The organism is Hydrogenophaga sp. (assembly GCF_035481345.1).
GTDB lineage: Bacteria > Pseudomonadota > Gammaproteobacteria > Burkholderiales > Burkholderiaceae_C > Hydrogenophaga.
In genome coordinates this window covers 1-8,863 of the sequence record NZ_DATIGV010000171.1, presented here as the reverse complement: position 1 = coordinate 8,863, position 8,863 = coordinate 1, and the positions used below count along the sequence as shown (strand labels likewise).

General features: G+C 68.8%; 11 protein-coding genes and 2 pseudogenes. 3 read left to right on the top strand and 10 right to left on the bottom strand.

Annotated features, from left to right (window positions below; translation table 11 throughout):
• The 5 genes and pseudogenes from VLG41_RS17455 to VLG41_RS17435 all read right to left on the bottom strand — a co-directional run.
• Positions 1-504, bottom strand: a pseudogene (locus VLG41_RS17455) (hypothetical protein); the annotation flags it as partial.
• Positions 501-1,175 carry a M48 family metallopeptidase gene (locus tag VLG41_RS17450; RefSeq protein WP_325350661.1) on the bottom strand — a complete coding sequence of 225 codons (675 nt, stop codon included), beginning with the start codon at positions 1,173-1,175 and terminating at the stop codon, positions 501-503. The pseudogene VLG41_RS17455 and the gene VLG41_RS17450, both read right to left, overlap by 4 nt.
• A 398-nt stretch (positions 1,176-1,573) precedes the next feature.
• Entirely contained in the window at positions 1,574-1,969 is a 396-nt protein-coding gene (locus VLG41_RS17445) for a type II toxin-antitoxin system VapC family toxin (RefSeq protein WP_325350660.1), read from the bottom strand.
• Positions 1,966-2,208, bottom strand: coding sequence for an AbrB/MazE/SpoVT family DNA-binding domain-containing protein (locus VLG41_RS17440; protein WP_325350659.1), 243 nt, complete (start codon positions 2,206-2,208; stop codon positions 1,966-1,968). The genes VLG41_RS17445 and VLG41_RS17440 overlap by 4 nt, the downstream gene beginning before the upstream one ends.
• A 96-nt stretch (positions 2,209-2,304) precedes the next feature.
• Positions 2,305-2,631 carry a hypothetical protein gene (locus VLG41_RS17435; RefSeq protein WP_325350658.1) on the bottom strand — a complete coding sequence of 109 codons (327 nt, stop codon included), beginning with the start codon at positions 2,629-2,631 and terminating at the stop codon, positions 2,305-2,307.
• 106 nt (positions 2,632-2,737) lie between these two features.
• On the opposite strand from VLG41_RS17435, the gene VLG41_RS17430 reads away from it, so the two are divergent.
• Positions 2,738-5,314, top strand: a complete 2,577-nt coding sequence (locus tag VLG41_RS17430) for a membrane-bound PQQ-dependent dehydrogenase, glucose/quinate/shikimate family (protein ID WP_325350657.1) — start codon at positions 2,738-2,740, stop codon at positions 5,312-5,314.
• 134 nt (positions 5,315-5,448) lie between these two features.
• Positions 5,449-5,895 carry an OsmC family protein gene (locus VLG41_RS17425; protein ID WP_325350656.1) on the top strand — a complete coding sequence of 149 codons (447 nt, stop codon included), beginning with the start codon at positions 5,449-5,451 and terminating at the stop codon, positions 5,893-5,895.
• A 4-nt stretch (positions 5,896-5,899) separates the two neighbouring features.
• On the opposite strand, the gene VLG41_RS17420 is transcribed toward VLG41_RS17425, so the two are convergent.
• Together VLG41_RS17420 and VLG41_RS17415 are read right to left on the bottom strand one after the other, a co-directional pair.
• Entirely contained in the window at positions 5,900-6,133 is a 234-nt protein-coding gene (locus VLG41_RS17420) for a DUF2007 domain-containing protein (RefSeq protein ID WP_325350655.1), read from the bottom strand.
• Between the two features lie 2 nt (positions 6,134-6,135).
• Entirely contained in the window at positions 6,136-6,660 is a 525-nt protein-coding gene (locus VLG41_RS17415; protein ID WP_325350654.1) for a hypothetical protein, read from the bottom strand.
• Positions 6,661-6,736: 76 nt separating this feature from the next.
• Here VLG41_RS17415 and VLG41_RS17410 point away from each other — a divergent pair, with 76 nt between their 5' ends.
• Positions 6,737-7,210, top strand: a complete 474-nt coding sequence (locus tag VLG41_RS17410) for a hypothetical protein (protein ID WP_325350653.1) — start codon at positions 6,737-6,739, stop codon at positions 7,208-7,210.
• 53 nt (positions 7,211-7,263) lie between these two features.
• Here VLG41_RS17410 and VLG41_RS17405 read toward each other — a convergent pair whose 3' ends face one another.
• The 3 genes and pseudogenes from VLG41_RS17405 to VLG41_RS17395 form a co-directional block, all read right to left on the bottom strand.
• The gene (locus tag VLG41_RS17405) at positions 7,264-7,533 is read right to left on the bottom strand and encodes a prevent-host-death protein (protein ID WP_325350652.1); all 270 of its coding nucleotides are present in this window, start codon (positions 7,531-7,533) and stop codon (positions 7,264-7,266) included.
• A gap of 38 nt (positions 7,534-7,571) precedes the next feature.
• On the bottom strand, positions 7,572-8,369 hold the full coding sequence (locus tag VLG41_RS17400) for an SDR family oxidoreductase (protein ID WP_325350651.1): 798 nt from the start codon (positions 8,367-8,369) through the stop codon (positions 7,572-7,574).
• A 25-nt stretch (positions 8,370-8,394) separates the two neighbouring features.
• Positions 8,395-8,863 (bottom strand): annotated as a pseudogene (locus VLG41_RS17395) (ketol-acid reductoisomerase); the annotation flags it as partial.

Sequence of the window (8,863 nt, the reverse complement as noted above, 5' to 3'; positions counted from 1 at the left end):
CTCCAAGTACTCCCTCCCCGCCCCCTCAAACCCCATCCCCTTCGCCGCCACCCCCAGGTAGTGGTAGCTCAAGTCCAACCGGTGATCCAGATCCATCACCGTTGACGCCAGATCCCGCCAGCGCGCCTGGTCGTGCATCTCCTTCAGCGCCCGCTGCTTCATCACGAACCCCGGCGTGTTGCTGCCCTTGAGTTCGGTGCGCCCCATCTCGAAGTCCTCCCACCGCGGCGAATAGAGCGCGATGGCCTTGGACTCGTCGATCACGGGCCGGCTGGCTTTCGGTGCGTTCAGCCAGTCGTGCTCGTGGCCGTGCCCATGGTTGTTTGCATGGCCCTGGCCCGGCGCCTGCCCGGCCTGCGCCTCCAGCGCGCGCGTCTGAAACTTGCGCATCGGCGCCTGCATGTCGTTCAGCGTTTGCGCGCGCTGCTCGCTGGAAGGGTGGGTGGACAGGAAGTGCGCGCGTTGCTTGCCGCTGAGCTTGCCCATCTTGTCCCACAGCGTCACGGCGGCGGCGGGTTGTAGCCGGCGCGCGCGGCCAGCTCGATGCCGATGCGGTCGGCCTCGTGTTCGGTCAGGCGGTCGTTGGGGCGGTTCACGAAGGCCAGCGCGCCCACGCTCAGCGCGGCGTGGGTGCCCTGCATGTCGCGCGCGTTCTGCGCCGTGGCGGCTGACAAGACCATCACCACCAGGTTGCTCGTCAGTTGCAGCGACATCTTCTCGGCCCCGTGCCCGGCCAGCGCATGGCCGATCTCGTGGCCCATCACCTGCGCAATCTCGTCGTCGCTGGCGTTCAGCTTTTCCATGAAGCCGGTGTAGATGCCCATGAGCCCACCGGGCATGCAGAAGGCGTTGACGGTCTCGGGGTCGTCGATGACGGTGACGCGCCAGTCCCACTGCGCGGCGGCGGGGCGGTACAGCACGGCCTGGGCGATGAGCCGGTTGGTGATGCGCTCCACGCGCTCCTTCACCGGGCCGGCGTCGATCACCTTCTCCTTCTTGCGGTAGTCGCCCACCATGGCGCTGTAGTAGGAGAGGCTTTGTTGGCTCACCGCGGCGTCGCTGATGAGGCTCATCTGCGTGCGGCCGGTCATGGTGTTGGTGGCGCAGCCGGTGAGCAGCGCGAGCGCTGCGGCGGCCATGAGGGCTGATGCCCTTCTGATGCGGTTCCACTTCATGTCTCTTCCCCCTGGTGGATATCGGGGGTAAGGCTAACGCGGCTTGGCGGGTTGGTGCGCGCTCGCGTGGCGTCAGTGGCAAGGATTCAGCGGTTCGGTGTACGACGCGTGCAACAGCGCACGGCTCGGCTGGCGGTGTATGGCCTCGAAGCAACGGCCGCTGCGGAACAGTTGCGCTCAGGCTCGCGACCCCAGCCGGGATGGGCACCCCGCCGGAAAGCCTGCACACCGAATTGCGCGCGCTGATTCGACACCACAAAACCTGCGCCGCATGGTGCAGTTCGCCCAAGCCTTCCCCGACCCGGAGAAAGTCGCATCACGAACGCCAACGTGGGCGCCGCCATTGCGGTGCTGGCTTGAGAGGCAAAGCCGAGTTTTCCGGCGGGGCGCGCATGGCCTCAGCGAAGCAGCGTCATCCCTGCGGTTTTCGCGGCTGCTGTGTCGAAGGTCATCGTTTGCGTGCAGCCGGCCGAAGCCGCAATGCGCTCGATCAGGCAGTCGGCAAAGTCCGCGCTTCCCGAGCTGTAGGCGCGCAGCGCGCGCACGACATGTTCGGCCCGGTCCACGATGAGTTGTTTGGACCGAAGGATGACCTCAAGTGCCTGAGACACCTGCGCGCGGCTCAGCTCGTAGCACGACGACAGCACCCACACCAGTTCAACAATGGAAACCAGGGCGATGAATCCCGGCGCTTCGGCCGACAGGCCCTCGATGAGGTTCGTCGCCCTGGCCGCCTGCTTGGGATCGTCTTGCATGATGTAGCGGACGATCACGTTGGTGTCCAAGCCGATCATCGTGCCGAGGCCCCACGGGCGGCAATGGCCGAGTTCATGTCATCGATGGAAACGCGTTTCGTGGCCTTTCCGAACATGCCTTTCAATTCCGTCACCGAACGATTGGCGGCGACGAACAGGTACTGACCGGGCTCGATCTGAACAAACTCCACCCGGTCCCCGGCCTCAACGGCAAGTGCATGTCGCACATCGGCGGGGATGGTGATCTGTCCTTTGGACGTGATGGTTGCAGTGGTCATTGCCGCGCTCCGATAAGACGCCTTACTGTAAGGTAAGGTGCTCAGGCGCGCAAGCGGGCGCCGCCCCCGGCCGCGGGCCGGCTGGCTGTCGGCAAGTCAAGTTCGCCTCGTTCGCCGTCTCCCCCACCACCCCTTCAGCCGCAACCACTTCCCCTCCAGCCACAGCGTCGCCCGCGCCACCGGCCCTTGCAGCACGGGCACGTCGATCGCCACGAGCATCAAGCCGATCGGCAGCAGCTCAATGCCGATCACGGGCAGGAACCAGAAGAAACTGGCCGCGATGCACAGCAGGCCCAGCGGCACGCGCACGAAGCGCGCGCGCCGGTTGCGCAGCCAGCGGATGGCGCGGCACATCGGGTCGGGTACCTGCCGCTGCAGTTCGTCGAGGGCGCGGTCGAGCGCCTGTTTGTCGTGCGCCGTCATGAGCATGAAGAGGGCGGGCGCCTGGGGCGGCAATCGCCGCGCCCGCGCGGGGCCGGGAACATGCCTTGCCGTGGAATCCCTTTCCCCCCTTTCCCGGGAGATCGCCATGCCCACCCAGCCCACCGCCGCGCCGCCCCACCTTCCGTCGCCGCCACCGCCGCCATTGAGGCACCACTGGCTCACCCTGCTCATCGTGGTGCTGCTGGCCCTGGCGGCCCTGGTGCTGTTCGTGGGCGGCGGCTGGTTGCTGATGCTGGGCGGCACGCCGTACTACGTCCTGGCGGGCGCCACGCTGGGCTTCGTCGCGCTGCTGCTGGTGCAGGCGCAGCCCATGGCGCTGTGGGTGTACGCGGCCTTCGTGCTGGTCACGCTGCTGTGGTCCTTGTGGGAGGTGGGCCTGGCCTGGTGGGGCCTGGCCGCGCGCGGCGACGTGTTCTTCGTGCTGGGCCTGCTGCTGCTGCTGCCCGGCGTGGCGCGCCGCCTGAGCCACGACCCTCAGGAGCACGGCACGGCGCCGTCGATGGGCTGGCGCGGCGGGCGCGGCGCGCTGGCCGGCGTGCTGGTCTTGTTCCTCGGCGTGGCGGTGGCCTCCTGGGTGGTGGACCCGTTCGCCACCGAGGGCAAGCTGCCCACCGCCCGCGCTCAACCGGGTGAGACCGACCGCATGCCGCCCGGCGAGTGGCACGCGTATGGCCGCACCGGCCACGGCCAGCGTTATGCGCCGCTGGACCAGATCACGCCCGAGAACGTGGGGCAGTTGCAGGAGGCCTGGCACTTCCGCACCGGCGACCAGCGCGGCCAGCCGGGCGACCCCGAGGAAACCACCTTCGAGGTCACGCCGCTGAAGGTGGGCGATCACCTCTTCATCTGCACGCCGCACCAGTCCGTCATCGCGCTGGACGCGACCACGGGCCAGGAGGTCTGGCGCTTCGATCCGAAGATCCGCTCGGGCCTGGCGCTGCAGCACCTGACCTGCCGCGGGTTGTCGTACTGGTCGGGTGAGGGCGTGGCCCCGGGCGCGACACCGCCGGCGTCCGCCTCCGAGAGCGCGGTGCCCGCGAACCCCGGCGAGGCCCCGGTGGCCGGCGGCGAGCCGCCCCCGGCCCCCGAACTCAGCGGGCCCGATCTGCCCATCGCCGCGCAGGACAGCCCCGCCACCGACGTCTGCCCCGCCATGCTCTACCTGCCCACGGCCGACGGCCGCGTGATCGCGCTGGACCCGCGCAGCGGCCAGGTCTGCCGCAACTTCGGCCAGGGCACGGGCCAGATCAACCTGTGGCGCGGCATGCCCAACGTGCGCCTGGGCGGTTACTACTCCACCTCGCCCGTGGTGGCCACGCAGCGGGTGCTGGTGGTGGGCGGCACGGTGCTGGACAACGTGTCCACGCGCGAGCCGTCCGGCGTGGTGCGGGGCTACGACGTGCGCACCGGCGCGCTGCTGTGGCACTGGGACCCGGCGCGCCCCGACGACAACACGCCCCTGCGGCCGGGGCAGACGTATTCGCAGAGTTCGCCCAATGTGTGGTCGATCATGAGCGTGGACGAGGCGCTGGGCCTGGTCTACCTGCCGCTGGGCAACCCGCCGCCAGACCAGTGGGGCGGGCGGCGCAATGCCGAGGTCGAGCGCGTGGGCTCGTCGGTGGTGGCGCTGGAGCTGGCCACGGGCCGATTGCGCTGGGTGTTCCAGACCGTTCACCACGACCTGTGGGACTACGACGTGCCCTCGCAGCCCACCCTGGTGGACCTGGGCATCCAGGGCAGCACCGTGCCCGCGCTGGTGCAGCCCACCAAGCAGGGCGAGCTGTTCGTGCTGGACCGCCGCACGGGCAAGCCGGTCCACCCCGTGCGCGAGGTGCCGGTGCCGCAGGGCGCGGCCGAAGGCGACCGCACCGCGCCCACCCAGCCGGTGTCGGCCATCTCCTTCGAACCCAAGCCCCTGAACGGCGCCGCCATGTGGGGCGCAACGCCCTTCGACCAGTTGGGGTGTCGCATCGCGCTGAAGCGGATGCGTTATGAAGGCCGCTACACGCCACCGTCCACCGAGGGCACGCTGGTCTACCCCGGCAATTTCGGCGTCTTCAACTGGGGCGGCATCGCGGTCGATCCGGTGCGGCAGGTGGCCTTCGCCACGCCGGCCTACCTGGCCTTCACCTCGCAACTGGTGCCGCGGCCCGATGACACCACGCTGATGGTGCAGGGCAAGGAGCGGCCCAAGGACGACCTGCCCGCGCTCAACGAGAACTTCGGCGCGCCCTTCGCGGTGAAGATGGGCGCGTTCACGTCGCCCTTCGGCATCCCGTGCCAGGCGCCGCCCTGGGGCTACGTGGCGGGGGTGGACCTGGTCAGCGGAGAGGTCGTCTGGCAGCGCCGCAACGGCACCGTGCGCGACCTGGCGCCTGTGCCCCTGCCGTTCAAGATGGGCGTGCCCAGCCTGGGCGGGCCGCTCATCACGCAGGGCGGCGTGGCCTTCCTGTCGGGCACGCTGGATTACTACCTGCGCGCCTACGACCTGGGCACCGGCGAGACGCTGTGGCAAAGCCGCCTGCCCGCGGGCGGCCAGGCCACGCCCATGAGCTACCTCGGCCGCGACGGCCGGCAGTACGTGGTGGTGGCGGCCGGCGGGCACGGCTCGCTGGGCACCAAGGCGGGGGACTCGGTGATCGCGTACGCCTTGCCGCGGTGAGGGGCGGTGCCGCGAACGCGGGCGCGACGCGTGGGCACTTGCCGTCGCCGGTGGGTTTGACTTGCCTCAAAGCTCGCTCGCGCGTGCGCGCTAAGGTCGGGTTCGACCTCGAACCCATCGAAAGACCTTCACCCATGAGCGAGTCCGTCAGCATCACCGTCACCCGGCAGCGGGGTTACCAGTTCCTCGTCGATTTCGGCGGCGCCATGCCGGCGATCAACGCCGACCTGCCCGCGCCGCTCGGCCAGGGCGCCGGGCCGTCGCCCGAGCACCTGCTGCTGGCGGCCGTGGCCAACTGTCTCAGCGCCAGCCTGCTGTTCGCGCTGCAAAAGTACAAGCAGGACCCGGGCGCCCTCAGCGCCACCGCCACCGCCACCATCGGCCGCAACGAAGACAAGCGCTTGCGCGTGACGGGCGTGGACGTGGCGCTGAGCCTGGGCAAGCCCGCCGCCGAACTGGAGCACCTGGAGCGCGCGCTCGCGCAGTTCGAGGATTTCTGCACCGTCACGCAGAGCGTGCGCGCCGGCATGGATGTGCGCCTGAGCGTGAGCGACGCCACCGGGCAGCGCCTGGGCGGCTGACGCTTCAGTCGCCGTCCCCGCTGCCCGGGCGCGCGGCCTCCCAGCGCGCGATGGCCGCGCGCGCGGTGTCGTACTGGTCGTCCTCCACCATCAGGCGCACCAGGCCAGCGGCCGGCAGCTCGCCAATGGCGCCTTGCAGGTACCCACCCAGCACCTGCACGCTCAGGCCCTCTTGCTGCAGGTAGCCCTGCAGGATGTGGGCTTCGACGGCGTTGGCGGCCTGGTAGAGGGTTTTCATGATCAGTCTTTGGGCGCGCCGTCCAACAGGGTCTTGAGCGCGCGCTTGGACACTGCGGTCTGGAACTCGCCCCATTCCTTGTCGTTGAAGGCTTGTCGCGTGGCGCTGGTGAGGGCATCGCCCAACTGGTCGCAGAAGTGGAAGGCACGCTCCATGCCTGCAGGGCTCATGTTGGGCGCGCGGAACACCTGCTGAATGACGGGGATGTCGGCGGGCACGATGCCCATACCCGTCACGCCCGCGGTCTCCAGGGCCTGCCGGCGCGCCGACAGATCGCGCATCCAGCCGAAGACCGTGCCGGCGCGCTCGCTGTCCGTGGCTTTGAAGTACTCCTGCGTGAGGGTCTTGGTGGTGCGGTTGAACAGCATGTCGCAGGCGCCGCCGATCTGCTGCAGGCTGGTCAGACCTTTGAGCTCGGCTGGCAGGTCGGGCGGATTGAAATCGAACTTGCCGGTGCTTTGTGCCAGCGCGGAGGGCAGCAGCAGCGCGGCGGCGAAGGACAAGGCGAAGGCGCGGGCGAAGGTCATGCGGCGGGTTCCTGCGTCTGTGGCGATGGGCCTGGACGGTACACTGATTCGCCCCTTGTTCCGGGCGCAACACCCGATGAAGCTGTACGAAGTCATACGCTGGGGCAACGATTCCGAGAACCCGTTCACGGGTGGGCCCGATGGCGCCGACACCTGCTTCCTGGTGCGCGCCGCGTCGGTGGAGCAGGCGGGCGAGCTGGCGGACGCCGAGCTGCGAGAGCTCAAACCCCAACGAGTGGCGGCCTTCGCGGGCGCGGCCTATCTGCTGGGGGAGGAACACAGCACCGACGCCACGCCGCGCGTATTGCGCGGGCCGTATGAGCAGCACGCGCACCGGCACGGCTGGCGGCACTGGTACCGCGAGGAGGCGGGCGGCGGCTGGGTCGAGCGCATCGACACTGCGCAGGCGACGGCACATGCGAAAGCGCCCTCGAAGCTCGGAGCCCTGCTGGTCGGCATCGGTGGACAGGCTCAGTTGAGTGATGAGGAGCTTGCAAAGTTTGACCAGATGCGCGACAAGAAGCCGGCCGGCGGAGCAAGCTTTGACTGAATCTGCTGAATACGCCCGTGGTGTGGGAGTCGCAACGCTGGAGCCGGTGCCCCTCACCAGGGACGCAGATCTGCCCCTGGAATGCCAAGCGCTTCGACACGGGCATTCTGGGCATCGATCCAGTCGCCGAACTGGGCTTCGAACGCCTTCTTGCGTGCGGCGCGGGTGGCCTTGTCGCGATTGGCCTGCAGGGCCTGGTACTGTTCGGCCGAGAGGATCACGGTGTCGATCTGGCTGGCTTTTTCCACGAACACCGGTTCGCGTTTGGCTTGGGCGCAGAGGGCGCCAAAGCGGTTCTTGGCTTCGGTGGCGGTGACGCGCATGGTGGACTCCTGAAGGCGATGGCCATTTTGGCCATTCTTCAAATGCCGCCGAAGTCCCTTCTGAGCGTCGGCAAGCCCACCCCCGCCGCGTCAAAACCCCCATCCACCGCCAGCACCTGCCCGGTGATGTAGCTCGCCTCGGGCGAGCACAGGAAGCCGATGCCGTTGGCGATTTCTTCTTCCGAGCCGTAGCGCGCCAGCGGCACGGCGGCGTGGTAGTCGGCGCGGATCTCCGCCGTGTGCACCTGCTTGGCCATGGCCGTTTCCACCGGGCCGGGCGCGATGGCGTTGCTGCGGATGCCCAGGCCCGCGAGTTCCACGGCCTGCTGCTTGGTGAAGTGGATGAGCGCGGCCTTGCTGGTGCCGTAGGCCACGCGCAGGGTGCTGGCGCGCAGTCCCGAGATGGAGGCGATGTTGACGATGGCGCCACCGCGGCGGCGCATCACGGGCACCACGGCCTGGCTGCACAGGAAGGCGCCGTCGAGGTTGGTGGCCATCACGTGGCGCCATTCCTCGAAGCTGGTCTGCACCAGCGGCTTGAAGACGGCCACGCCCGCGTTGTTCACCAGGGCGTCGATGCGTTCCCACTCGGTGTCCACCATCGCCACCGCGGCCTCCACCTGCACGGGGTTGGACACGTCGCAGGGCAGGGCGATGGAGCGGCCCGGCGCTTCCCATTCCAACTGTTCGCGCGCGGCGTTGAGCGCGGGCGCGTCCTTGTCGAGGATGGCCACGCGCCACTGGCGCATGAGGAACCAGCGCGCGCTGGCCAGGCCGATGCCCCGCGCCGCGCCGGTGACGATGGCGACCTTGTGTTCCTGTCCGTCCTGCACCATGGCGTGCAGCCCCTTCCTCGAAGACTCAGTTGCGGCTCTGATCCACCAGCTTGTTCTTGGCGATCCAGGGCATCATGGCGCGAAGCTGCGCGCCCACCACCTCGATGCTGTGCTCGGCGGTGTTGCGCCGACGCGCGGTCATGCTCGGGTAGCCCGTGCGCCCTTCCAGGATGAACATCTTGGCGTAGTCGCCGTTCTGGATGCGCTTCAGGGCATTGCGCATGGCCACGCGCGACTGCTCGTTGATCACCTCCGGGCCCGTCACGTACTCGCCGAACTCCGCGTTGTTGGAGATCGAGTAGTTCATGTTGGCGATGCCGCCTTCGTAGATCAGGTCCACGATGAGCTTCAGCTCGTGCAGGCACTCGAAGTAGGCCATCTCGGGCGCGTAGCCGGCTTCCACCAGGGTCTCGTAGCCCATCTTGATGAGCTCGACCGCGCCACCGCACAGCACCGCCTGCTCGCCGAAGAGGTCGGTCTCGGTCTCTTCCTTG